The 23473-nt window shown below is 50.1% G+C and carries 23 protein-coding genes and 4 pseudogenes; 3 read left to right on the top strand and 24 right to left on the bottom strand.

Translation table 11 applies throughout. The features are described from left to right. Positions 1–8: 8 nt before the first annotated feature. From E1963_RS11300 to E1963_RS11280, 5 genes are all read right to left on the bottom strand, one after another. A complete protein-coding gene (locus E1963_RS11300; protein ID WP_132278020.1) occupies positions 9–1664 on the bottom strand; it encodes a galactose/methyl galactoside ABC transporter permease MglC in 1656 nt (551 codons plus the stop codon). A gap of 18 nt (positions 1665–1682) precedes the next feature. Further along, positions 1683–3191 (bottom strand): sugar ABC transporter ATP-binding protein, encoded by a 1509-nt coding sequence (locus tag E1963_RS11295; protein WP_132278018.1) that lies wholly within the window; start codon positions 3189–3191, stop codon positions 1683–1685. A gap of 122 nt (positions 3192–3313) precedes the next feature. Next, positions 3314–4594 (bottom strand): substrate-binding domain-containing protein, encoded by a 1281-nt coding sequence (locus E1963_RS11290; protein ID WP_132278016.1) that lies wholly within the window; start codon positions 4592–4594, stop codon positions 3314–3316. Between the two features lie 176 nt (positions 4595–4770). Further along, positions 4771–4968 (bottom strand): triose-phosphate isomerase, encoded by a 198-nt coding sequence (locus E1963_RS11285; RefSeq protein WP_243117689.1) that lies wholly within the window; start codon positions 4966–4968, stop codon positions 4771–4773. Between the two features lie 139 nt (positions 4969–5107). Continuing rightward, positions 5108–5371 carry a phosphoenolpyruvate hydrolase family protein gene (locus E1963_RS11280; protein WP_132278012.1) on the bottom strand — a complete coding sequence of 88 codons (264 nt, stop codon included), beginning with the start codon at positions 5369–5371 and terminating at the stop codon, positions 5108–5110. On the opposite strand from E1963_RS11280, the gene E1963_RS23315 reads away from it, so the two are divergent. Continuing rightward, complete coding sequence (locus tag E1963_RS23315; RefSeq protein WP_315974339.1) at positions 5343–5816, top strand: UTRA domain-containing protein; 474 nt, start codon at positions 5343–5345, stop codon at positions 5814–5816. The two genes, E1963_RS11280 and E1963_RS23315, sit on opposite strands and share 29 nt — an antisense overlap. 84 nt (positions 5817–5900) lie before the next feature. Here the strand turns inward: E1963_RS23315 and E1963_RS11270 are convergent, their stop codons facing one another. The 16 genes and pseudogenes from E1963_RS11270 to dsdA form a co-directional block, all read right to left on the bottom strand. Continuing rightward, positions 5901–6404, bottom strand: a complete 504-nt coding sequence (locus E1963_RS11270; RefSeq protein WP_132278008.1) for a cysteine hydrolase family protein — start codon at positions 6402–6404, stop codon at positions 5901–5903. Between the two features lie 70 nt (positions 6405–6474). Next, positions 6475–7398 (bottom strand): helix-turn-helix transcriptional regulator, encoded by a 924-nt coding sequence (locus E1963_RS11265; RefSeq protein ID WP_132278006.1) that lies wholly within the window; start codon positions 7396–7398, stop codon positions 6475–6477. A 113-nt stretch (positions 7399–7511) separates the two neighbouring features. Beyond that, positions 7512–7691, bottom strand: coding sequence for a hypothetical protein (locus E1963_RS11260; RefSeq protein ID WP_066574389.1), 180 nt, complete (start codon positions 7689–7691; stop codon positions 7512–7514). Between the two features lie 42 nt (positions 7692–7733). Continuing rightward, complete coding sequence (locus tag E1963_RS11255; RefSeq protein WP_132278004.1) at positions 7734–9554, bottom strand: DUF6320 domain-containing protein; 1821 nt, start codon at positions 9552–9554, stop codon at positions 7734–7736. Positions 9555–9558: 4 nt separating this feature from the next. Further along, positions 9559–10476, bottom strand: a complete 918-nt coding sequence (locus E1963_RS11250) for an alpha/beta hydrolase (RefSeq protein WP_132278002.1) — start codon at positions 10474–10476, stop codon at positions 9559–9561. 41 nt (positions 10477–10517) lie between these two features. Continuing rightward, positions 10518–12215: an adenine deaminase gene (gene ade / locus E1963_RS11245; protein WP_132278000.1), complete on the bottom strand. Its 1698-nt coding sequence runs from the start codon at positions 12213–12215 to the stop codon at positions 10518–10520. Between the two features lie 33 nt (positions 12216–12248). Next, entirely contained in the window at positions 12249–13001 is a 753-nt protein-coding gene (locus tag E1963_RS11240) for a DUF975 family protein (RefSeq protein WP_132277998.1), read from the bottom strand. A gap of 153 nt (positions 13002–13154) precedes the next feature. After that, a complete protein-coding gene (locus E1963_RS19730) occupies positions 13155–13313 on the bottom strand; it encodes a VOC family protein (protein ID WP_167482179.1) in 159 nt (52 codons plus the stop codon). A gap of 3 nt (positions 13314–13316) precedes the next feature. After that, complete coding sequence (locus E1963_RS11235) at positions 13317–13943, bottom strand: flavodoxin family protein (protein WP_132277996.1); 627 nt, start codon at positions 13941–13943, stop codon at positions 13317–13319. 10 nt (positions 13944–13953) lie between these two features. Then, positions 13954–14355, bottom strand: a pseudogene (locus E1963_RS11230) ((2Fe-2S)-binding protein); the annotation flags it as partial. Beyond that, positions 14310–15011 carry a xanthine dehydrogenase subunit XdhB gene (gene xdhB, locus E1963_RS11225; RefSeq protein ID WP_132277994.1) on the bottom strand — a complete coding sequence of 234 codons (702 nt, stop codon included), beginning with the start codon at positions 15009–15011 and terminating at the stop codon, positions 14310–14312. The pseudogene E1963_RS11230 and the gene xdhB, both read right to left, overlap by 46 nt. After that, a pseudogene (locus E1963_RS22710) lies at positions 15004–15237 on the bottom strand (xanthine dehydrogenase molybdenum-binding subunit XdhA); the annotation flags it as partial. The gene xdhB and the pseudogene E1963_RS22710, both read right to left, overlap by 8 nt. Before the next feature lie 2 nt (positions 15238–15239). Then, a pseudogene (locus tag E1963_RS23510) lies at positions 15240–15940 on the bottom strand (ATP-binding cassette domain-containing protein); the annotation flags it as partial. 3 nt (positions 15941–15943) lie between these two features. After that, a pseudogene (locus tag E1963_RS11210) lies at positions 15944–17367 on the bottom strand (uracil-xanthine permease family protein). A 48-nt stretch (positions 17368–17415) separates the two neighbouring features. Continuing rightward, positions 17416–17541, bottom strand: coding sequence for a hypothetical protein (locus tag E1963_RS21305; protein ID WP_262200431.1), 126 nt, complete (start codon positions 17539–17541; stop codon positions 17416–17418). 34 nt (positions 17542–17575) lie between these two features. Beyond that, positions 17576–18892: a D-serine ammonia-lyase gene (gene dsdA, locus E1963_RS11205; RefSeq protein WP_279230716.1), complete on the bottom strand. Its 1317-nt coding sequence runs from the start codon at positions 18890–18892 to the stop codon at positions 17576–17578. A gap of 147 nt (positions 18893–19039) precedes the next feature. Here dsdA and E1963_RS21300 point away from each other — a divergent pair, with 147 nt between their 5' ends. Then, positions 19040–19168, top strand: a complete 129-nt coding sequence (locus E1963_RS21300) for a hypothetical protein (protein WP_262200429.1) — start codon at positions 19040–19042, stop codon at positions 19166–19168. A 113-nt stretch (positions 19169–19281) separates the two neighbouring features. Next, complete coding sequence (locus tag E1963_RS11200; protein ID WP_243117688.1) at positions 19282–19950, top strand: Na+/H+ antiporter NhaC family protein; 669 nt, start codon at positions 19282–19284, stop codon at positions 19948–19950. A gap of 105 nt (positions 19951–20055) precedes the next feature. On the opposite strand, the gene E1963_RS11195 is transcribed toward E1963_RS11200, so the two are convergent. The 3 genes from E1963_RS11195 to E1963_RS11185 form a co-directional block, all read right to left on the bottom strand. Next, on the bottom strand, positions 20056–21438 hold the full coding sequence (locus tag E1963_RS11195; RefSeq protein WP_132277992.1) for an NCS2 family permease: 1383 nt from the start codon (positions 21436–21438) through the stop codon (positions 20056–20058). A 106-nt stretch (positions 21439–21544) separates the two neighbouring features. Next, positions 21545–23164, bottom strand: coding sequence for a phosphoenolpyruvate--protein phosphotransferase (gene ptsP / locus E1963_RS11190; protein ID WP_132277990.1), 1620 nt, complete (start codon positions 23162–23164; stop codon positions 21545–21547). 27 nt (positions 23165–23191) lie between these two features. Then, complete coding sequence (locus tag E1963_RS11185) at positions 23192–23449, bottom strand: HPr family phosphocarrier protein (RefSeq protein ID WP_132277988.1); 258 nt, start codon at positions 23447–23449, stop codon at positions 23192–23194. Between the last annotated feature and the right edge of the window lie 24 nt (positions 23450–23473).

Genomic DNA, 23473 nt, shown 5'->3' with positions numbered 1-23473 from the left:
TTATCCGATTATTTTTTCTGGACATATTTGAGACAGTCAAGTGTTACTGCCACCAGAATGATGATACCGGAAAATACAAACTGAAGGTTCGTATCAATTCCAAGGATTGTCAGAGAATAGGTAAGGGCGGTGAATATGCATACGCCGACTACCACGCCTGATATCTTGCCGATACCGCCGGTAAAGGATACGCCGCCCACAACGCAGGCCGCGATGGCATCCATCTCCCAGCCCTGTCCATAGGCTGCGGAACCGGAACCGACCATTCTTGCACATTCCAGCCAAGATCCGAATCCATAGAGGATTCCTGCCAGTACAAAGGCACCTACCGTTACAGCAAATACCGATATGCCTGATACTGCCGCCGCCTCCGGATTCCCGCCGACTGCATACAGGTTCTTGCCAAACGTCGTTTTATTCCAGATGAACCATATGATCGCGATGGCTGCCACTGCCCATAATATGATCGTCGGGAAACTGTTCACCTTCGGTATGATCATATTCGGAATCGTCGGTTCAATCGCACCGAACGATACTCCCTTCGTTGCGTATGTAACAAGTCCGAAGATTACAAGCATGTTTGCCATCGTCGAGATAAAAGGATGCATCTTGAATTTGGCAGTAAAAAAGCCTGCAATTGTCGTGAAGAACGTACACAACACGATACACACTACGAGCGCTAAGATGACTCTCACGCCAAGAGGCATCTCTGTAAAGTCAAATATATGGCCGAACACGGCACCCGTGTTGATTCCCTGATGCATAATTATCGTAGCGGTCGTCATACCCATGCCGACCATACGTCCGATAGACAGGTCCGTACCTGTAAGGAGTATCAGCCCTGCAACACCCAGCGCAAGGAACATCCTCGGCGAAGCCTGCTGCAGTATATTTAATACGTTATTATATGTAAGCAGCGGTGAATGTTTGATAATCGGTGTTATGATACACAACATGATAAATATCAATATAATGGCAATATACAGTCCGTTCTGCAGTAAAAATGACCTGCGGTTGAATGTATACTTGTAATTTTCCCATTTCTGCGCCCTCGTCTCCATAAATGTGAACTTCGACATACGGAGAAGGTCGATCAGATGATATTCATATGCATAAGCTGCATGTCTTCTGTCCTTTACCTCCTGAAGCCCTTTCTGCATCTGTATCTTGGCATCGAACAGGAGGTTCTTGTACACGTACTTCTCATCTTTTATCTCCTGATGATCGGAAAGTTTTGACAGATTCTGCTGGTGCTCTTTTTCCAGTTCCGCAATTTTCTGCCGGTATCTTTCCTTTACAAGCTCTTTTTCCTGCTCGCAGCTTTCCTTGACCGGCTGATAATACTCTTTGTCAAAATGTGCCTTAAGGTAACCTTCTGCATCTGCAATCAGCTTGGCTATCTCATCTTTGTTTCTTACTTCTACCTCTTTTGCTTTTTCCAGTTCGGTCCGAAGCTTTGCAATCCGGTCTTCCTTCTCACCTTTTGTTAAGGTACGGTCTCTCTTCAGCCCATCAATACTGTTTTGAAGAGAGATAACCTTATCTGTACCTTCCACTCTGAGGCCGTCGATCTGTGCCTGTATCTTACCGACATAATCCTCGATCGGCTGACGCAGCTGTAATTCCTGTTCAGCCGTAAGAACTTTACTATTTCCTTTAGCCATATCCATCCATCTCCCTCGTTATAGGTATTTTGCACTGAGTCTCAAAAGCTCTTCCTGGTCTGTGTCTTTTGTATTGACAATTCCGGAGAGGCGTCCGTTCGACATCACGCCAATGCGGTTCGTGATTCCCAGAATCTCCGGCATTTCAGACGATACGACGATGACCGTCTTTCCCTCTTTGGCCATCTTAATTATCAGCTCATAGATTTCATATTTTGCGCCGACATCGATTCCCCGGGTAGGTTCATCCATCATGAATACCTGTGGACTGCGCTCCAGCCATTTCCCAAAAATGACTTTCTGCTGATTGCCGCCGGAAAGGCTTGAAATCATATCGCTTGGCCCCATACATTTCGTATGCATCGTTTTAATCTCATCGGAAGTTGCCTTGATCATCTTTGTGTCGGAAAGCGCCAGCCCGGACTTATACTGGTCCAGATTTGCAATCGTCGTATTGAATGTCAGATCGGCCTTGATGAAAAGCCCGTTCGCTTTCCGTTCCTCCGTAATCATGGCTAACCCATGATCCATGGCTTCCCGGGCGCTGTTAAAGTTCATCATGCGGTTCCTGAGATAGACACGTCCAGCCGCCCTCGTGCGTACACCAAAGATCGTCTCCAGAAGTTCCGTACGGCCTGCTCCGACGAGCCCGTACAGTCCAAATATCTCTCCTTCTCTTACATCAAACGAGATGTCAGTCAAATGAGGCTCAAACTTCGTAGATAAATGCTGAATAGATAAGATCGGCTCCTTTGGCGTATTGTCGACCGGAGGGAACCTGTTTTCCAGAGAACGTCCGACCATCGCTGCGATCAGCTCATTCATATCTGTATCTTTGGCACTCTTTGTCATGACCAGATCTCCATCCCGAAGCACGGATACGTCATCACAGATTCTGAAGATCTCATCCATCTTATGAGAGATGTAGATCAGGGCAATCCCCTGTTCTTTTAACATCTTCATCATCTCGAAGAGCTTTTCGACTTCCTGTACGGTCAGGGATGACGTCGGCTCATCAAGGACTATGACCTTTGAATTATAAGAGATCGCCTTGGCAATCTCACACATCTGCCTCTGTGACACAGACATATTGCGCATCGGCTGACTGAGGTTGACTGTCATGCCTAGTTTCCGAAAGAGGTCTGACGCCTCCTTTTTCATTCTTCCCTCATCTATTACACCAGCCGAATTGACTGGATATCTCCCAAGAAACAAATTATCAACTACATTCCTTTCCAGACACTGGTTCAATTCCTGATGAACCATCGCGATGCCGTTTTCAAGAGCATCTTTTGGTCCGGAAAAGCTTACTTCCTTTCCACAAAGGAAGATATCTCCCTCGTCTTTCTGATAAGTGCCAAAAAGACATTTCATCATCGTTGACTTACCGGCGCCGTTTTCACCCATAAGTCCCATGACGCTTCCCCGCCTCACATCTAAGCTGATATGATCCAGGACTCTGTTGCGGCCAAAGGACTTGCTCATACCGCGTATCGATAAGACTATGTCATCTTTCTTATCTGCCATCATTTTACTCCTGTCCTGTATACGTATATTGATAGTATCGTGTTGCCCTGCAGTTTCAAGATAAACTTTCGGGGAGAATTCCTTCTCCCCAATCGTCTGTTTTTTTAATTAACTGTCTGTTTCTACTGAAGTAATGATGTGTAGGAAGCAGCATTGTCTGTCTTAACCATGTTGATTGCGAATGCATCATACTGGTTCGGGTTTCCAAGACGGTTTGTAATGTTGGACTCTGTCTGTCCGTCACCGCCGATGTACTCGACGTCTAGGTTCATAAGCTTGTCATATCCCTGCAGAAGCGGCTGATATGTAGAGCTCAAGAAGTTATCAGATGCATTGTAGATGTTAAGCCATACTTTCTTTGTAGCGCTCTTGCTCTCGTCCAGCTGATTTGCTACAGGCTCATAGAGCTTGGTAGAGTCTGTGAAGTCCTGATAGTTGTCAGCTGTAACTGCAACATTAAGTGCATAGTAGGAACGTTCTTCTTCATTATATGTATATACATCATCAGTCAGGACGTTGCCCGCGTCATCGGCTGTTCCGATACCTGTGTCGATGTCTACGCCGTCAAGAGCGTTGCGAAGGACACGAAGGGTCAGATATGCCTGTACGTCTGCATGCTGGCTGATCGTTCCGCCGTAGCCTTCTGCGATTGCCGCTACTGCATCACTGTTAGCATCATAGCCGAATGTCGGAACCTTGTTATCCTTGGACCAAGCGTTGAACATGGACATGCCCATACCGTCATTGTTAGAAGCGACGATATCTATTGCATCGCCGAAAGAAGAGCTCCATGTGCCAATTGCGTTTCCTGCTGTCGCTGCATCCCATGTAGCACCTGCGGAATTCTTCATCTCCTGGGAAGCATACTCTCTTACTTTGTATGACTTTCCTCCAATTTCAAGCGTTCCGTCCTGTACGATAGCGGAAGAGCCATCTGCATTTGTGCCGACCGGCTCGCTGTTGATTTCTCCGTCTTTCTCAACACCTGTTCCAAGTGCTTTACGGACACCTCTGGTACGTGCGATGGAGTCATTATGTCCGATATCGCCGATAGCCAGGACATAGCCAATCGTTCCGTCACCGTTACGGTCAATCTTATCGATGTTCTTCTCGATGTAGTCTTTTATCATCGTGCCCTGAAGTTCAGCACCCTGGTTCGCATCAAATCCAACATAATAGGTATCTTTGTTGAAATTCAAAGCCGTCATATCCAGCTCTCCTGTAGAACTGTTGGATGGCTGGCGGTTAAACCATACGAGCGGTTTATCTTTATTTGCCACCTCTCCGCCTGAACTCTCTTTTGATGATGAATCTTTCTTGTCAGATCCTCCCGATCCACCACATGCTGTCAGTGAAACTGCAAGCAGTGCTGCCATTGCCACCATAGCTGCTTTTCTTTTCATAATACAATTCTCCTTTCTTCCCGCACTTTTAACAGTGCTCTTTGTTGATATTTACAGCTTATCCTATATGGCTTTAGGAGAACATAGAATATTTTTCCATCATCATTGAAATTTTTTCGATTCTTTTAGCTATATCTTACAATCATGGCTTTCAGCTGCCTAAGCCGCCGGGCATGTCAGTCTGCCCTGTCGACGGCGTGGATTATGGCCGCCAGCTTTTGTGCGTACAGGCTTGCCGTTCCGACTGCCACCCCGTCCACATGTGGCAGTGCCGCATACGCGGCCGCATTCTCCGGACGGACGCTGCCGGCATATACTGTCCTTATTCCGGCGGCCCTCCCTGTCCCAAGTGCCCACACCGGTTCATAGAGCACGACCATGTCACAGGGCCTGACCTTTTGTTTGCCATTTCATCCGTGTCGTTCACGGCATCCGGTCCGTATAGGCCGTGAAGCAGTACTTTTGCACACTCGGCCGACTGCGTGATACTCTTGTTCATCTACCAGTTGCCTATCACAATCTTTCTGTCCATCGTATCTCCCTTCCATATGAACCGTTCTGCACCTTTCCTGAGCAGAAAAGGCAGCGGATGGGCTGTCTGGCCCCTTCCTCTGCTACCGTGTGCATGACTGTCCTCTCAACCGGAATCCGTTCTGCCGCCGAGCCGCTGAACACTCCGTGGACAGCCGCCCTGTCAAGACAGATATCCATATCTTCTGCCGTTGTAAAAGGGCCGCCATGAAACAGGATAAACGGGCGCAGATCAGAATATATCACCCAGACATCTGCTCTTGTAAAGGACCTGCCGGAGGCAGAGCGTATAATGGACCGGCTGAGGATTACGGAAAATGATGAGCTGTACTATTTCAAAAGAATCCGGTATACCAACGATACTCCTATCGCGGTGGACAGAACTTATGTGCCTACCGCCTCTCTCTCAGAAGAGGAGCGGGCCAAATTTGCGGAAAACCAGGCTGCCCATGTATATTCCATCGATGCGCGGAACACTGAACCGTGTGAGCGAGACATTCTCGGCTGTAACTCTTGCAAAGGAAGATGCCTCCTGCCTGGACGTAGCTGCCGGAACACCTGCTCTGCGCATAGACCGCACCAGCTTTGCAAAAATTCCATACTGGAATACAACGTAAGGCTCAGGCTGACTTACCGCTGTGACTATTCTATAGCTTATAAGGGAATCGAACCGAGAGAATTATCTATCTGACAATGATAAGGAGATGGGGACAGGTTAAAACGAGTTGGGGACGGAGGTCTTTTAAAAAACCTCCGTCCCCAACTCGAACTTAACTTATGCATTGACAGAACTCAAAAGGGTATCCAAGCTAATTATTCTGCAGCCTTTGCTTTCATAATAATGCAGCATTCCGTCAATCTTCCTTTTATCATAACTTGTAATGCAATCCGCTAGAACAGTAACACCATAATTTGCTTTACGTAAGTTGAAGCAGGTCGATTTGACACATGCGGCGGCATCTGCACCTGCTATGTAGAAATCGCGTATTTCATTGTTATTGATAAAGTCTGCGAACGCTTCACTGCTTAATGCATTTCCTTTGTATTTCGTGAAAACATTTTCTGACATCATGTTCAGATCTGATGCTAATTCAGCTCCACGTGTACCGGGTTTAAAAGTCCTCGTACCAGCTGATAAGTTTTCATGTCTTATGTACACAACATGGATGCCATTTTTAGCTGCCCAGTCTATAGAACTGTTTATATTGTCTATTATTTCCTTGTAATTCTTTGTTATGTCATTTTGAATGTCAATGATTACTAATGCTTTTTTCTTCATAGGGTCTCCTCCTGATAGATTGATTTGTATACCCCTATTATACCTGACCATTAACGACAGCAGTATGTCACTAATCTCTGTAAAGATTCTGAATCTGAAATGTTTTTTCTATGAGCATATCGATAATCTCCTGTGGTTCCAGCACCTTGACCGAATCACCAAACCCCAGGAGCATGGAGAGCCACATCCGGTCATGTTCTATTCCGTGCGTCACCATTACGAAATCGCCGTTCTCACGTTCTTCAATGATTTTTCCTTTCATGTATTCCATGATGGGAACCCGTGCCTGCGCTTTACACAATATTTTCATAGGGATATGCCTGCGGGTATCAAAGCTCCATTGCTTTTCCAGCAGTTCCGGGACATTTCCGTGTTCGTTGTTTATCGATCTGCCGGTAACAGTCAAGTCTGTCAGGCGGTTGAGCTTGAAAAAGCGGTAATCGTTCTTACAGGTGCAATATGCCAGCAGATACCAGGCGTACCACCGGTAATTTAACGCCAGCGGCTCAACCGTCCTATGGCTTTTCTGTCCTGCGCTGTCCGTATAATCGAACTCGACTATGCTTTTATTATGGATTGCCTCTTCGATCTCACGCACAAATCCGGGTATAGTCCTACCCTCCCTGACAACGCCGAAGTCAATGAATACACGTTGTCCCTCATCATTGAAATGCCCTGTGGTCAACAGCTTTTCCAGCGTTGTATTAATTTTGCTGTTGTCATAAGCCGAACACATGCCTTTGAGTGCGGTGATGATAAAAAGATAATCTTCCATCGTGGTAATCTGCTTATTCAACTTGAAGGTATCAAGTATTTCATATCCTCCTGACGCCCCTGTCGATGATGATATAGGAATGCCGGCGATGGAGAGAGCGTCTATATCGCGCACAATCGTCCGGACCGACACCTCAAACCGCTCGGAGAGCTCTTTTGCCGTAACGACATTGCGGTTCAGCAGATACATTGTAATTCCGATAAGACGGTCAATTTTCAAGAATGGTCACCTCGCTCGATATTTCTTATAGTAAATTATATAGTTTCACTTGAGTAATGGGGACGGGGTTTTTTAAAAAAACCTCCGTCCCCATTTCATTTTAGCCTGTCCCTTTAGAAGTTTGCTATATTTTCCACGTAGTTCCGCATCTCTTCCCGGCTTTTGACTTGTCTGGCGCCTTCTACGATCTCATCCTGCTTTGCTTTCGGCATAGATGCAAATTCATTCAGGATATCAGAATGCTGCGCAAGCTCCATCGTAAAACCGATTGGAAGTTCGCTGTTATCTATCATCGTGACATCACCTCATGTTTAGTATGCCAGTCGGGGCAGTCTCTATACATGAAATTTTTTCTGCATTTCTTCTTTAAATTCACGCCCCTTGAATATGACGAGCGCCAGCAGGAACAGGGAGCTTAACCCGGCGCAGAGCACTGCCGGTGCCGTTACGGTTATCACTTTCGTTAGCAGCAGTATGAATGGCACGAGTATGCTGTATGCAGACGCCATCACATAATATATCATATATTCCCTTGCGGTGTGGGACTGAAGTCTGGATATGATGAGCATGGACAGTTCTATAATCACACACACGGAAGGCAGTACAAAGTTCACCGACCACTTATGCCAGCCGGTAAATGCATCCCAGACGATACATCCGATGCTGACCACAAGCAGCTGCCACATGGCGTTCTTCAGCAGATTATGCCTCTTGAAGAATCCGATTGCCAATGCCAGCCACATGCTGAACGCGCCCGCGGCGACAAATGCTGCCCAGTAACGTTCCGGAGATATGATGGCATTTAGCATAATCCCGATTACGATGGCCGCGATACAGCAGAAAGAAAAATAATTAAAAAATTTCTTTCCTTCATAATTCAGCTGTACCTCTTCCGGACATGCCGGTTCCTCCACCTTAGTATGCACCCCGATTTCAGACAGGATACGGAAGAAATTCCTCTGTATGTTTGAACTGTCATAGCGGGATGTAAAGCCGAATGTCAGCGTATCGTTAAACGAGCAGACGCACAATTCCACTTTTGGGGTGCTCGTATATACGCCGAACCTCTCTATATACGGCACATATTCCTCAGGCATCTTTACCGCGCTCATATTGGAAAACACGGCGGTAACTTCCTTTTCCGCCAGCTTTGCACCGGCCCGGATGCAGCGGTTCTTGATCTCAAGCGGCGCCCACCTCAGCACTTTATGCTTTTCAAAAGCGATAAGTTCATTCATATGACCGGCGATATGTTCTTTCGTCAGATAATCGCTGAAATATACTTTTACCTCTTCCAGTATCTCGTCCAGGCTGTCTTTCCCCTCGCCGAACCGATGGCCCGGCTCTATCCACCCGAAAAAGTTCAGCATGGATTCCGACGGGAAGAACTTGCGCAGGTTTACGGGAACCATGAGCACGACCGGCCTCTTCTCCTGTACTTTCGTCATCTCCTCATGGATAGCGCACATGAGCGCGGCAGTCATAAGCACTGTCATCGAGACGCCCTTTTCACGTGATACGGCAAGGAGCTCTTTTACCGAGACAGTCCCTTCCGTCACTTGAAGTTCCCCGTATTCTTTCTTCATCATCTTAATCTGATACGCTCGGATCTTCTTCTTTTTCTTCCGTTTGACATCCGGGGAATAATACTTGGAAAAGCTGTCGTTCTCCTGGTCTTGCACGGTCGGTCCGTCACCGGCAAGCTCCACCTCCGCAAGGCCTTCTTCTCTATGCGACAGGCAGAGGTAGTTCTTCACAAGTTCCTTCAGGAATTCCGTTGCTCCTGTTCCGTCCGTCAGTGCATGGAACACCTCGAAATTAATACGCTTTTCAAAATATGTCACCTCAAAAAGAAGCGCCTTTTTATCACGTACGTAGAGACAGCTGCACGGCTCTTTATATTCTTCCCGGACCACAGGCCTTAGCTCGCTCTTTTCCAGATAATGCCAGAACAGGCCTTTCCTCATGACAGACAGAAAGACCGGATACTTCTTTATCGTCCGGTTCAATGCTTCCTGCAGAATATCTCCGTCAATATACTCTTTTAATACACAGTAGAACCGGAATACCCGCGTGTCTTTTGCATTGCTTGTGGCTGAAAACAGCTTCGCAGCATTGTCCAGATTCCTCCAATAAGCTCTCTTCTGCTGGAACACCTCTCTAGTCCTCCCTCAAAAAATTATTAATCAGTTCAAAACTTTCCTGTACATGGTAATATTTGATTCCCAACGCAAAATAACCATGCAGGGCATCCTTTATCCTGTGTATTTCAACCTCATTGCCCGCCTTTCTCAGTCGGTGTCCATATTCCTCCCCCTCGTCCCGGAGCGGGTCATATTCTGCTGTCAGCACGAGCGTCTTCGGCTGGTTGCTGTAATCCGACTCCATCAGAGGCGCAAGATATTTATTCTGCTTGTCTTCCTCGCACGACGCATATAAGTCTATATAGTCCCGCATCTTCCCCGCCGTCAGAAGATAGTCTGTCCCGTTTTCCCTGACAGATTCAAACGGCGAGCTATTACTGTAATCCCAGTTGACCGCGGGATATATGAGTATCTGCTTTTTCGGGAGAAACACCCCTTTGTCCCTGGCCATGAGCGACACGGCAGCCGCCAGGTTTCCTCCTGCACTGTCCCCGATAATCGTAATCTGTTCCTGGTCCACATTCAGGATAAAACGCTTCGTAAATATGGCCTCCGCCACCGCATAGCAGTCATTCAGCCCGGTCGGGAACTTGTGTTCCGGTGCCAATCGGTAATCCACCGACACGACGATATGATTCGTGTCGGCCGCCATCCGCGCACAGATACGCTCATAGTTGTCGATGCCCTCGGTCACCCATCCGCCGCCGTGAAAGAACAGAAGCACCGGAAGACCGTCCACCACCTTCTCCTTGGGCAGATAGATCCTAACCGGAATCTCGTGCTCCCCATTAAATATCTTATAGTCGATCGTCTTGTGGAATATCCGCATCGGGTCAATGGCCTTCAAATTAGCCAGACTTCTCGACGCCTCCACTTCGATGCCGCCAAAAGACAGCGCCTTTAAGACCCTTCTCATCGATTTGTTAATTGTCATACAATTTCCTCATTATTCAAAGGGGTCAGACCCCTTTGAATTCATTCACACAATTTGAACTCTTTCACATTGAAAAGTCCTCTCGGCGTAATGCGAAGTTCGGGGATTACGGGGAGGGCCATGAACGATAATGTGATGAACGGGTCCATGGTCTCCGGCACTCCCATCTCGTGTGCCTTTCTTATCATTTTCTTTAATATCTTGTCTACGTTATCATAACCTGCATCGCTCATGAGTCCCATGATGGGCAGAGCAAGCGTCTCGTACACCCTCCCCTTTTCTACGACAGTGTATCCGCCCTGGGTGCGTATCAGTTCCTTCACCGCCAGCTCCATATCTGTATCGTTATCTCCGATTACGATGATGTTGTGGGAATCGTGTGACACGCTGGACGCCACCGCGCCGCCGCTCAAGCCGAAGCCTGCCACAACGCCTACGCCCGTCTTGCCGGTTCCCTTATGCCGTTCTACAACTGCAATTTTATTATATTCTCTGTCTGCTGTAAACTCCTTTTTGCCGGGGATGTCACATACGACATCTTTCGTGACTATCTGCCCTTCCTGCATCTGGATCACATGGAAGGGGCCATCCGGTTTCAACAGCTTTAAGCTGTCTCTTGAAAACGTATCCAGATGCACCGTATGTTTCAGTTCTTCCGGGCACTGCAAGACACCCTGATCCACACCGGCATCTACTTTGATTCCCCTGTGGTATACGTCCAGGATATTCATTTCCTCCAGATTGTCGAACACGATCATATCCGCCTGATACCCCGGCGCAAGAGCGCCGAGATGATGAAGCCCGTAGCATCCCGCCGCATTGACCGTAGCCATCTGAATGGCGCTGATGGCAGGAATTCCAAGGGATATAGCCTTCTTGACATTATAGTTGATATGTCCGTCTCTCTGTATATCTTCAATATGTTTGTCATCGGTACAGAAGCAGAATCCTTCCGTGCCGGTGCCGTGCTCTGCCATCCCTTTTACGATGGCTTCCAGATTCTTGGCGGCGCTGCCTTCCCGGATGAGTATCGTCATTCCGCAGCGGCGTTCCTTCATGGCATACTCATAATCGATGCACTCGTGATCCGTACCTATCCCCGCCATCGCATAAGCCTGTATTTCGTCATCCCCGAGTCCGGGAGCATGGCCGTCAAGCGTTCTGCCTTCAAACAGCGCAAGCTTCTCATGCATTCCGGCATCCCCGTCGACGACGGACACGTAATCCATCACCTCGCCCAGTCCAAGCACCCTCGGGTGCCCAAGATACGGCCTCATCTTTTCTACCGTAAAATCACATCCATTGTCGTCCACAGAAGTTGAAGGCACACAGGACGGCATCATGACATATACATTCGCCGGCACCTTCTCCGTCTGCCCAAGGATATAGTCGATACCGGCGGCCCCGGCTACATTGGCCGATTCGTGGGGATCCACGATAAATGTCGTCGTCCCGCACTTCGCCGCCTGTCCTATGAGCTCTGCAGGCGTCACAAGCGTGGATTCCAGATGGAGATGGCTGTCGACAAAACCAGGGCAGAGATATCTTCCGTCAAGATTCTCTTCCACCAGGCCTTCATAAGTCCCGATACCTGCAATCCTGCCGTCCGTAACCGCTACATCAGCCTTAAGGATCTCACCTGTAAATACATTTACAACATTTGCATTCTTCAGAACAAGCTCTGCCTGTTCCCGGTGCCTGGCCACCTCGGCGCACCGCCGGTAATCTTTCAGTTCCATAACGCTGCCCCCTTCGTATATGTTCTTATTATGCTACCTGATATAGCCTTCTGCATATGCCTTTGCGCGGTTGAATGAATACATCTCTGCAAATGACGCCTCTACATACGGCATGACATAAAATATGTTTACGATTCCGCAGGTGATTCCGCCCAACAGATACCAGCCGATAAAAGAAACGTCCATGATAAACGTCTCCAGCTTCTGCCCTGTCATCATGCGTTTGCTGATTGCAAATGCTTCCTTATAGCTCATGCCCGGATTCTCGGAAAGGATATAAGGAACCATACGGTATTCGTAAGACTTAATAATTCCAGGCACGATCAGCAGCAAGGCCCACAGGAATATAAACAGATCTCTCAAGAACATTGTGAGCACGATATTACCGTAATGTCCGGATCTGAATCCATCCAGTACCGCTCCTACGCCGACACGTTCTGTCTGGTTACGGACAAAGAATCTCTTGCCGCCGACTTCCAGCACATTACCCACAAATATCATAAGCAGCGTGCCAAACAGGGCCAGCATGATTGCCACAGCCCCCAGAATCGCTCCGAACGCAGGCCATCCGGCAGAGAACGAGTCCGTATACGCCGCACCGTTCCACAAGTCCGAACTGTCGCTGTAGTATGTCCTCTGGCGCAAGGACGCCGCGCTCCGGCTCGCACCTCCCGAACTGAACACCATTGATATGACAGACATGATGAATGCCACCCCGACGCACGGCCAGTAATTATATTGAAATGCCTGCTTCCCCCGCATTTTAAGTTCCACTCTGTTCCACATATTATAGTTTCCTCCTCGTTTATCTATGTTTGCTTTTTATAATATTGAATCCATTATACCCCAGTCTCAGGGTGAAATCTATAAAAGAGCAGAAACTTTACAAAGTTTCTGCTCTCCTTCAACTGTATATATGGATCCAAAAGCATATCAGAATCACTGTTTCACCGTACTTAGGCAGAACGGATGTCCTTCGGGGTCGAACATGACTGTGGAAGTCTGTATCTTCTCCCATCCAAGGAGTTCTACATAAAAGTCAGCTAATGCATCCGCATTTTTACAGTCAAAAGCAAATCCTGCTATGTCCTTAATCATGTTTCAGTCCTCCTGAATAAAATTAGTCGCAATCTTTGGCTCGTATACCGGTGGCTTCACTCCCGCTTTCCTGCCCGCGTCGATGCACCGCAGCAGCCAGGCCATATTCTCTCCAAGCGTGCGCATCGTCTGCAGCCCTTCTTCATCTTTCCTCACATCTTCTGGCGTAAGCCCATGTACCTGGTTCCAGTACTGTGACGGCACGACCGGCATGTTACTGATGGTAAAATACTTGTTCAGCCGGTCAAAGGCTGCGGAAGCCCCTCCCCTTCTGCACGACACCACGGCCGCTCCCGGCTTGCCGGCCATCGCGCCTTTGTTCGAGTAGAACAGCCGGTCCAGAAATGCGGTCAGCTGTCCGCTCGGGCCCGCATAGTAGACTGGGGAGCCCACCACGAGCGCATCCGTCCCGCCGGGCATCGCCCCTACTTCGTTCACCTGGTCGTCCCAGACACATCTGCCCGTGTCCGCACACGTTCCGCAGGCGATGCATCCAGGGATGGCCTTCTTCCCGAGGTACCATATCTCTGTCTCGATATCATGTTTCTGAAGCGTCCCTGCCACTTCCGTGAGGGCAGTATACGTACAGCCATGTTCATTCGGGCTTCCGTTGATCAATAGAACTTTCATACTGGATTCACCTCGTATATTCCCTGCCTGACTCCAGTATCTCGACAGCGCTCATAATGAATCCCGGCGTGCAGAAGCCGCACTGGACGGCAGCTTCGTCGATAAATGCCTGCTGGATATCAGACAGCTCTCCGCCCGGTCCCATGAGCCCCTCCAGCGTGCGGATATCCCTTCCGTCCGCCCACACCGCGAGATAGATGCAGGAATTATAACACTCGCCGTCTATAATTACATTACAGGCGCCGCATTCGCCGACCTCGCAGCCTTTTTTTACGCTCGTCAGATGATAGTCGTTCCTCAACATATCCGTAAGAGACGCGCGAACGTCTACCATGGTCTCCACTGTTTTCCCATTGATCGTACACGTCACGAGTTTGTACTGCTTACCCGGAACGCCTTGCTTGCCCTCCAGCTGTCTCTCGGGTGGATATCCTTCAGCACTTCCTCCGCAAACCGGCGGTATGTCTCATCGGCCGCCTTCTTCCCCCTTGCCGCACGCTCTGCAGCCGGACAGCGGAGCGGAACCGGACCGGCCACGCCGTAGGCTATCCTCACATCTTCCAGATATTCCTTATCGTCTGAAAGCTTTACGTTCACGGAACAGCCGAGCGTCGCGATGTCCATGGCATTTCTCATGGCGTATTTGATATAGTGTCCTGCATACCCTTCGTAAGAGGCTTTTGGTATCAATACCGCCGTCTCAATCTCCCCAAGTCTCAGATCAACGCATCCGGCCTTGAGGTAGAATTCATGGATTGGAACGGTTCGCACACCGTCCGGGCCGGCCAGCTCTACAAGAGCGTCATATGCAAATAGCGTGGACGCGGAGTCGGCCGAGGTGACTCCGTTGCACGTATTTCCTCCGATGGTTCCGATGTTGCGTATCTGGGGGCCACCGACTTTGTCTACCGCTTCGCCGAGCACACGCATATGTCTCTGTACGAGCGGGTGTTTCGTGACATGGGAAAAGCTCGTGATGGAACCGATCCTCAGCGTTCCGTCCTCTTCCAGCAATCGTATTGCATGCGATACACTTTCCGCCTCATACAGTGCTTTTATATCATACATCGAGCAGCCCTCCCTTCTTAAATTCTTCAAACAGGGTATGCGGGTTCAGGGGAACCTGGCCGATGCCGATACCGGTAGCCTGAAGCACCGCGTTGCGTATGGCAGGAGCCACCGAACAGACCGGCGGCTCGCCGAGCGCCTTGGTGCCAAATGCACTCGTAAGTTCATAATTCTCCACGAACTGTCCTTCCAGATGAGGGTGGTCCATAGCCGTAGACAGTTTATAAGTTTCGTGGATCTGGCCCGCGCGCCCCGGGCCAGCCATCTGAGCTCAGTCCGAAGCAGGCTCTGCCTCTTCCTCTCGGCCGCGCTCTCCATGTCCTGGCGCTGCATCTTCAGATTCACGTAATCGGAATAGCTGCCGGGATAATGATAGAGCGATGCCCTCTCAATCTCCACGATCCTGGTTGCGACCCTGTCCAGAAAGTAACGGTCATGGGTCACCATCACGATAGCCCCCCGGAACTTTACAAGATATTGTTCCAGCCACTCTGCCATAGCACCGTCGAGATGATTGGTCGGTTCATCGAGCACAAGTATGTCAACAGGTGCGAGAAGCGCGCCAGCCAGCGCCGTCCGCTTCTTCTGGCCTCCGGACAGCGTGTCAGCTTTCGTGTCATAATAAGGAAGGCCAAGGCGGTTGATCATCGCCTTGGCTTCACTTTACATCGTCCATTCATTGCCCTTGTCCACATTGTCCTTCAGAACCGCTTCTAAAATAGTTGCAGCTTCACATTATTACCCGCGCTTATGATGCCACTGTCCGCCTTCTCTATGCCTGCCACTACTTTGAGCAGGGTGCTCTTGCCGGTTCCATTGATGCCGACAATGCCTATCTTATCATTGTCATTGATACTGAAATCCACACCGTCCAGCAGAATCTTATCTGCATAGGACTTTGTGATGCCTTCCATTGTCAGTAAGTTCATCTTTTATACCTCATTTTCCTCTGCAAACGGGTCTTTCCCTTCCGGAATTGTCATATTCAGCACCATGGCTACCAAAGCCGCGGGGACGATGCCGGAACCTCCGAAGACATAGCCGACCCACTCAGGGAGCTGGTTGAGCACGTCTGCCGTGGAGCCGAGCCCATAGCCAAAGCCAAGTGCCACCGCCACGATCGTGACAACCCTGTTATCGACGCCTCTCTTCGTCACAAGCTGGATGCCGCTGACTACGATAGATGAGAACATCGTGACCGCAGCACCGCCAAGCACGGACTGAGGCATCATCTCGAACAGAGCCGCAATCTTGGGAAAGAATCCGCAGAGCACGAGAATGCCCGCACCCATAGACAGCGCGAACAGATTGACGATCTTCGTCATTCCCACAAGCCCGACATTCTGGCTGAAGGAAGTATTCGGCAGCACTCCGAAGAATGACGCCAGAGAAGATCCAAGCCCATCGCATATGACTCCGCCCGACAGCTCCTTATCCGTAGCTTCTCTGCCGAGCCCTCCTTCCGTAATGCCGGAGATATCGCCTATCGTCTCGACTGCCGTGACAACGAACATGATCAGCATCGGGACAACCGCCTTGGCGTCAAAGACGAACTTGACCGGCATGATCTTAGGCAGCGAGAACCAGTCCGCGCCGGCTACCTTCCCCCAGTCTAGCACCCAGGAGCAGGTGGCGGTGACCGCCTTCTGCGTCCCGGCGTCCACATACTCGTATGTAGTCGGAAGGAACAGTGCCAGCACTGCACATACGATATATCCGATGATAATGCCGAACAGGATGGATGCTGCGCTGCTGATTCCTTTTGTAAAATGTTTCAGCAGGATGATGCTTATCAGCACGACGGCACCTACGAGCAGATTCACCGGAGATCCGAAGTCGCCGTTCGTATTGCCGCCGAAGGAATTGATCCCGACAGATATGAGGGAAAGCCCGATAGCCATCACTACCGTGCCGGTCACGACCGGCGGGAAGAACCGCCTGAGCGGCTTCAGGAAGAAACCGAGCACCCCCTCGAACAATCCTCCGATCAGGCTTGCCCCGAGTATGGCGCCGTAGGCGATCACGCCGCCGCCCATGGACACGCAGATTCCTTTACTCACACCGATGAATCCGGAGCTTGTCCCCATGATAATCGGCAGCCTCGCGCCGACAGGCCCTATGGTGAAGAGCTGGACAAGCGACACCACCCCTGCAATGAGCATAGCGCTCTGCAGTACGTCTCTCAACACTCCGTATCTCCAAGTCCGCACATCCCTCCGATAATCAGCAGCGGCGGCAGATTCCCCACAAACATGGCGAGCACATGCTGCAGACCGAGTACAGCTGCCTGGCCGAACGGAATCCTCCCTTCCAGCTCGTAAGGGCTTGCATATGTCTTTACTTTCTCATTTCCCATTCTCTCTTCCTCCTGTGTATCTCATACTTCAAAAGAGTACCATCGGTGTCATGCCTTGTCAATGGCCTGGGATTCCATCCATGCCTCTATCGCCCCGCCGCAGGCGATGAGTTCCTTCTGGCTTCCGATATATTCACAGAATACCCTTAACGCTGCGGTTCTGTATATGTTCATATAGTGTATCCATAGCTACCTTTTATACTCAATCTCAATCCAGACAGGTCTTCTTGTATTCCTCCCGGACGTCTTCCGGCACGAGCCTGCCCCCTGTGGCCCATGCGATATGTACCGCGTCTTTCATCTTATCTTCCAGCCCATGTTCCCGGATATAGGCGCGTGTCTCCTCATACTTAAGCAGTCTCGCGGGTCCATCAAACGCCGCACATGCGCTCGGCTCCAGGAAGATGTCCTCCGTCTCAAGAAGATTACGCATGTACTCGTACAGCCACTTGTCTTTCAATGTAAATTCCCCGCTTAGGAGCGGTTCCATCACCTTGCCCACAAAACCTGACGGACGCCCTACGGCCAGCCCGTCTGCATGAGTCAGGCCGGTCAGTCCGACATCCTGTACAGAGATGTCGTTGTGCAGCCCTGTAGCCATGCCGAGCAGCATGCACGGGGCCTGTACCGGCTCTACGAAGAAGCAGTGTACATTGTCCCCCCACAGTTCCTTGAGCCCGAACGTAACCCCGCCCGGAGCTCCGCCGACACCGCACGGGATGTAGACGAACAGAGGATGGGCTTCATCTACCTTGACGTCCAGCTCTTCAAGCTGGCTTCTGAGTCGCTTTGCAGCCACCGCGTAGCCCATAAACAGATTCTTTGAATTCTCGTCATCGATAAAGTAGCTCTTCGGATCGGCGTCTGACTCCCTCCTGCCGTTCTTTACCGCCTCGCTGTAATCGGATGCATATTCGACTACTTTGACCCCATGGCTTCTGAGCATGTCCTTCTTCCACTGCCTCGCATCCGCGGACATGTGGACGATGACTTCATATCCGACGGCCGCGCTGGCGATGCCGATGCTTAGGCCCAGGTTTCCTGTGGAACCGACCTGTATCGTATACTGTCTGAAGAATTTCCTGCACGCTTCAGACGCAAGGACGGAGTAGTCATCCCCTATCGTTATCAGACCTGCTTCCAGCGCCAGATCCTCCGTGTGCTTCAGCACTTCATAGATGCCGCCTCTCGCCTTTACGGAACCGGCAATCGCGAGATGGCTGTCCTGCTTTACCATCAGGCGTCCCCGGATGCCGCTTCCATAAGCCTTGTCCAGATACGCCTGCATCTTCGGCACCGGAGTCAGCGAGGACTCGATGAGCCCGCCCCGGTCAGCGGTCTCTGGAAAGCATTTCACGATGAACGGGGCGAAACGGGCAAGTCTGTCCTCCGCGTCTTCGATATCTTCCATCGTCACTTCCAGGCTTACCTCCCCATAGGGCCTGAGACCGGGATTGACCCATGCAGCCTCTTCTGCTGCCGCAATCTTTTTTACAACAGGAATCTCCATAAACTTCTTATCCATAAGGCACATCCTCCTCCACTTATTTTATACATTTTAACACAACTGCATAATTATTACTATCATGACAGATACGTATTATAACTGTTTGACAACTTGGGCTTTCAGTATTATAATACACAAAAATCAGAAACCGAAGATGAGGAAGTTATGCTGCCAAACAGTCTTCAGCGAATCCGGGACGGTGCAAGCCGGACAGACGCCAGTGACAGCAAGTGGGCCTCAGAGGGCAAGGTGAACGTATTTCAAGTAGCCGAGACGCAGAGGCCTGCGTTATAGGGCCGGGGATGTTGTCATGCATCCTGCTGAGAGGGTATGTCCATACCAAACAAGGTGGTACCGCAGGAGTTCAGCCTGTCCTTGAAAACAATTGTTTTCAAGGACTTTTTTTATTGCATGCGCAGCTGCGTTTCCTGAAGGCAATTACAGTGGGGCTGATCCTTGGAACGATAATCGGGCTGGCTTTCCGTCTTCTCACCCCGGACAGCATCCTTTCTGTCAAAGACGGTGCTCCCGCCGGATTCCTCACGGATGGCATCAATGGTATGATTGCCACCATAACCCTCGTAATATCCGTGTACGGCATCATGGGCGTACTTACGGCGGCCGGGGCGCTGGAAAAGATTACAGACATGATTCTTGGAAGCAGGCTCGGCAGAAGCGCCTGCGGCGCTGAGCTTGCCATGATGCTCGGCATCTCGGTCACCACGATGTTCTTCGGCGGCGTGACGAGCGCCTCCATGGCGACCTTCGGAAAGATCCAGAATGAGATTGGGAAACGTGTCGGCCTGCATCCGTACCGCCGTGCCAACCTCTTGGACGGTTTCGCCAATTCTATCGTCCTTGCCGTCCCTTTCCTGAGCGTCTTCGTATTCATCGGCTCCTCCCTCACGGCAGGATATGAATACGCCGAAGCATTGTCTGTCACCCAGGTGGGCGGCTTCATGTTCTACTGCTTCTCCCTGTTCATCGTATTGCTCTTCTCCGTGATTACCGGATGGGGGCGGACGTATGAAGGAGACGGCGGGCGTCCCGTGAAAAGGGCTGAGGGCAGGGCGTAGTTTTCTGCATAGGGCATATGTTCCGAAGGAACTTCCTATAGAATAGAAAAGAGCCGGAATCGGTCTTATCGGACTGATTCCGGCTCTTCCTGCATGCAAAGCCCATTACAGGAATATGTATTTTAGAATGAACAATATGGCCAATATGTACATGAGCAGACTGATCTTCTTTTCCTTCGCCTTTCCTGTGAGCAGATTCAGCGCTACAAAAGAGATGACTCCCATGGAGATACCTTCGGATATGCTGTAGAAGAACGGCATCGCCAATATACAGATATAACATGGAATCGACTCTGCATAATCTTCAAAGTCGATATTTACTACGTTCGTCAGCATATAGAAGCCTACGACTACAAGAGCCGGAGCAGTGGCAAATGAAGGGATAGCCAGGAAGATTGGTGACAGGAACAGAGCAAGCCCGAATAGGATTGCCGTGGTTACCGCCGTAAGTCCTGTCCTTCCTCCCTCTGATACGCCGGAAGCACTCTCCACATATGTAGTAGTTGTCGTCGTTCCCAGTACCGCACCTGCTGTAGTCGCGATGGCATCTGCCAGAAGCGCGCCCTTGATGTGGGGAAGTTTACCTTCTTCATTGAGCATGTTTGCTTTGGAGGATACGCCAATCAAGGTACCAATCGTATCAAACATGTCCACAAACAGGAATGCAAATATGACTACAATAAAGTTTGCGGAAAAGATTCCCGAAAAATCCAGCTTCATAAATACCGGTGCCAGGCTTGGTATGGACAGGCCTCCGCTGAAATCCGGGAGCAGCCCGTAAAATCCAAGTTCCGGGTTCGGTACATAGAGGCCGGCAAACTGGCAGATAATGCCGAGCACCCAAGTGATAAGGATACCCCACAGAATATTGCCCTTGATGTTCTTGATGACAAGTATGCCGGTGATGATGATGCCGATGACCGCCAGAAGTACGGTGATACCCACATCACTAAAGGATGCCTCCACTCCTTTGGCCGCATTGTATCCGTCTAACGTGAACAGCTGGAGCAGCGTAGAGCCTCCCGTGACTACATTGGCATTCTGTAGGCCGATAAAGGCGATGAAGAGGCCGATACCAACGCTCACTGCTGCCTTCAGGTTCTTCGGAATCGCGTTGAAGATAGCTTCACGCACATTCGTAAGGGAAAGGATGATAAAGATGATACCTTCCACGAACACTGCGGTAAGCGCTACCTCCCACTTATAGCCCATTCCCAGTACGACCGTGTACGCAAAATATGCGTTCAGCCCCATGCCTGGTGCAAGCGCAAACGGATAGTTGGCGCAGATTGCCATAAGCAGCGTTCCAACGAGAGCGGCAAGGGCGGTTGCAGTAAAGATTGCTCCGGAATCCATGCCGGTTGCGGACAGGATGCTCGGATTGACAGCCAGAATATACGCCATCGTCATGAATGTCGTGATGCCGGCCAGAATCTCTGTCTTCACATCTGTACCGTTATCACTGAGTTTGAATAGCTTTTCTAACATTTAATTCCCTCCTTTGTAGAATTTGTTCTCTCTTTCCTACGTAAATAGTATAACATATTTCAGTGTAACAAAACAGACCCGTAATGTAAACGGGTCTGCTAAAATTTTATGACTCCCGGATTCTTTTTCTGAGCGGAAGCACCATGCCGGGGGATACCGACAGTTCATCAATTCCCATGGACAGGAAGGTACCGGTCAGCGACAGGTCTGCCGCCAGCTCTCCGCATATGCCGATCCATATGCCCTCTGCGTGCGCGCTCTTTGCCGCCATCTGAATCATGGCGAGTACAGCCGGATGATGGGCGTCATAGAAGTCATCCAGCTTCTCATTCTGCCTGTCGATCGCCAGCGTATACTGGGTCAGGTCGTTCGTTCCGACGCTGAAGAAATCGACCTCTTTTGCCAGTTCACGGCTGACCATGACAGCGGCCGGCGTCTCGATCATGATTCCTATCTCCACGTCTTCCCGGAAGCTGATGCCTCCCGCCCGGAGTTCCGCTTTCACTTCTTCGATGATTTCTTTGATCTTCCTTACCTCGGCCACCGAGATGATCATCGGAAACATGATGGCTATCTGACCGAAGGCAGAAGCCCGGTACAACGCCCTGAGCTGCGTCTTGAAGATGTCGGTCTGTGTGAGGCAGATGCGTATGGCACGGTATCCGAGCGCGGGATTCTCCTCCTTGCCAAGACCGAAATACTCTGCCTGCTTGTCTGCGCCGATATCAAGCGTCCGGATGATCACTTTCCTTCCCGCCATATTCTCTGCTACCGTCTTATATACTCCAAACTGCTGTTCCTCCGTCGGGTACGTGCTGCTCTCCAGATAGAGGAACTCGCTTCGGAACAGTCCGATACCGCCTGCGTCATTCTTAAGTACAGCCCCGACGTCGGCCATATTGCCTATATTGGCATATACGTTTATCTTCTGCCCTCCCGCAGTGATATTATCTTTCCCTTTCAGCTGCTGCAGAAGTTCTTTCTGTGCCATATCTTCCTGCTGCTTCTTCTTCATCCGTTCCATCGTCGGCGCATCGGGCTCGATGTATATCCTGCCTTCAAAGCCGTCTACAGCCGCAATCTTGCCGTCATACTCCTGCCGGAGGCCTTCCCCCGCACCGATGACTGCCGGAATATTCATCGTCCTTGCGAGAATCGCCGTATGGGAATTGGACGATCCATACATCGTCACAAACGACAGCACCTTATCCTTGTCCAGCTGTACCGTCTCGCTTGGGACGAGATCGTCTGCAGCGATGATGACCGGCCCGTCAATCGCCATCGGGCTTCCATCGCTCTCACACAGTACACGGAGAAGCCGTTCGGACACGTCTTTGACGTCAGCAGCGCGTCCCTGCATATACGCGTCATCCATGGCCTGGAACATAGCCGCGAAATTGTCGGCCGTAGTACCGATGGCGTATTCGGCGTTCACTTCCTGGGTCGTAATTATATTGACGACGGACTCTACATAATCCAGGTCCTCAAGCATCATCTGATGTATCTCGAAGATCATGGCGTTCGCCTCGCCCACATCTTCCATCGCCTTGTCATGCAGTTCCTGAAGCTCCAAGGAGGCTCTGGCCCTGGCCTCCTCGAACCGTTTCACTTCCTGGTCCGTATCCTCCACATGGCATCTCTTGATTGTAATCTCATCTCTTTTATAAAATGCAATCTTACCGATTGCGATACCGCCGTATACACTTTTACCTTCTAACGTAATCATCTCGAACCATTCCCTTTTTTGCAGTGATTATAAGTTTTCTTTCATAAATGTTTCCAGCTCGCTGACGGCCTTCTCTTCGTCATCACCTTCAGCCGTCATGAATACTTCCTCGCCGCACTTGGCACCAAGCCCCATCACGCCGAAGATCCTCTTGGCATCCGCGCTCTTCTCCCCTTTTCCAATCTTTATCTCAGACTGGAATCCATTGGCCTTCTTGACAAGCAGCCCTGCCGGCCTTGCGTGGATTCCTTCTTTATCTGTGAGTACATATCTGAATTCTTTCATAATCTTCTCTCCTTCTCTTCATTA

The sequence above is a fragment of the Extibacter muris genome, from assembly GCF_004345005.1.
GTDB lineage: Bacteria > Bacillota > Clostridia > Lachnospirales > Lachnospiraceae > Extibacter > Extibacter muris.
The sequence above is the reverse complement of the archived record's forward strand: the minus strand, read 5'-3'. Positions and strand labels throughout refer to the sequence as shown.

Coding starts and splice junctions, on each gene's coding strand:
- E1963_RS21305 (WP_262200431.1), bottom strand. CDS start 17,541: ATGAACATATACAGAACCGCAGCGTTAAGGGTATTCTGTGAATATATC.
- E1963_RS21300 (WP_262200429.1), top strand. CDS start 19,040: ATGCTGCCAAACAGTCTTCAGCGAATCCGGGACGGTGCAAGCCGGACA.
- ptsP (WP_132277990.1), bottom strand. CDS start 23,164: ATGATTACGTTAGAAGGTAAAAGTGTATACGGCGGTATCGCAATCGGT.
- E1963_RS11235 (WP_132277996.1), bottom strand. CDS start 13,943: ATGAAAGTTCTATTGATCAACGGAAGCCCGAATGAACATGGCTGTACG.
- E1963_RS11195 (WP_132277992.1), bottom strand. CDS start 21,438: ATGTTAGAAAAGCTATTCAAACTCAGTGATAACGGTACAGATGTGAAG.
- E1963_RS11295 (WP_132278018.1), bottom strand. CDS start 3,191: ATGGCAGATAAGAAAGATGACATAGTCTTATCGATACGCGGTATGAGC.
- E1963_RS11270 (WP_132278008.1), bottom strand. CDS start 6,404: ATGAAGAAAAAAGCATTAGTAATCATTGACATTCAAAATGACATAACA.
- dsdA (WP_279230716.1), bottom strand. CDS start 18,892: ATGGATAAGAAGTTTATGGAGATTCCTGTTGTAAAAAAGATTGCGGCA.
- E1963_RS11185 (WP_132277988.1), bottom strand. CDS start 23,449: ATGAAAGAATTCAGATATGTACTCACAGATAAAGAAGGAATCCACGCA.
- E1963_RS11300 (WP_132278020.1), bottom strand. CDS start 1,664: ATGGCTAAAGGAAATAGTAAAGTTCTTACGGCTGAACAGGAATTACAG.
- E1963_RS11240 (WP_132277998.1), bottom strand. CDS start 13,001: ATGTGGAACAGAGTGGAACTTAAAATGCGGGGGAAGCAGGCATTTCAA.
- xdhB (WP_132277994.1), bottom strand. CDS start 15,011: ATGTATGATATAAAAGCACTGTATGAGGCGGAAAGTGTATCGCATGCA.
- E1963_RS11290 (WP_132278016.1), bottom strand. CDS start 4,594: ATGAAAAGAAAAGCAGCTATGGTGGCAATGGCAGCACTGCTTGCAGTT.
- E1963_RS11250 (WP_132278002.1), bottom strand. CDS start 10,476: ATGACAATTAACAAATCGATGAGAAGGGTCTTAAAGGCGCTGTCTTTT.
- E1963_RS19730 (WP_167482179.1), bottom strand. CDS start 13,313: ATGATTAAGGACATAGCAGGATTTGCTTTTGACTGTAAAAATGCGGAT.
- ade (WP_132278000.1), bottom strand. CDS start 12,215: ATGGAACTGAAAGATTACCGGCGGTGCGCCGAGGTGGCCAGGCACCGG.
- E1963_RS11260 (WP_066574389.1), bottom strand. CDS start 7,691: ATGATAGATAACAGCGAACTTCCAATCGGTTTTACGATGGAGCTTGCG.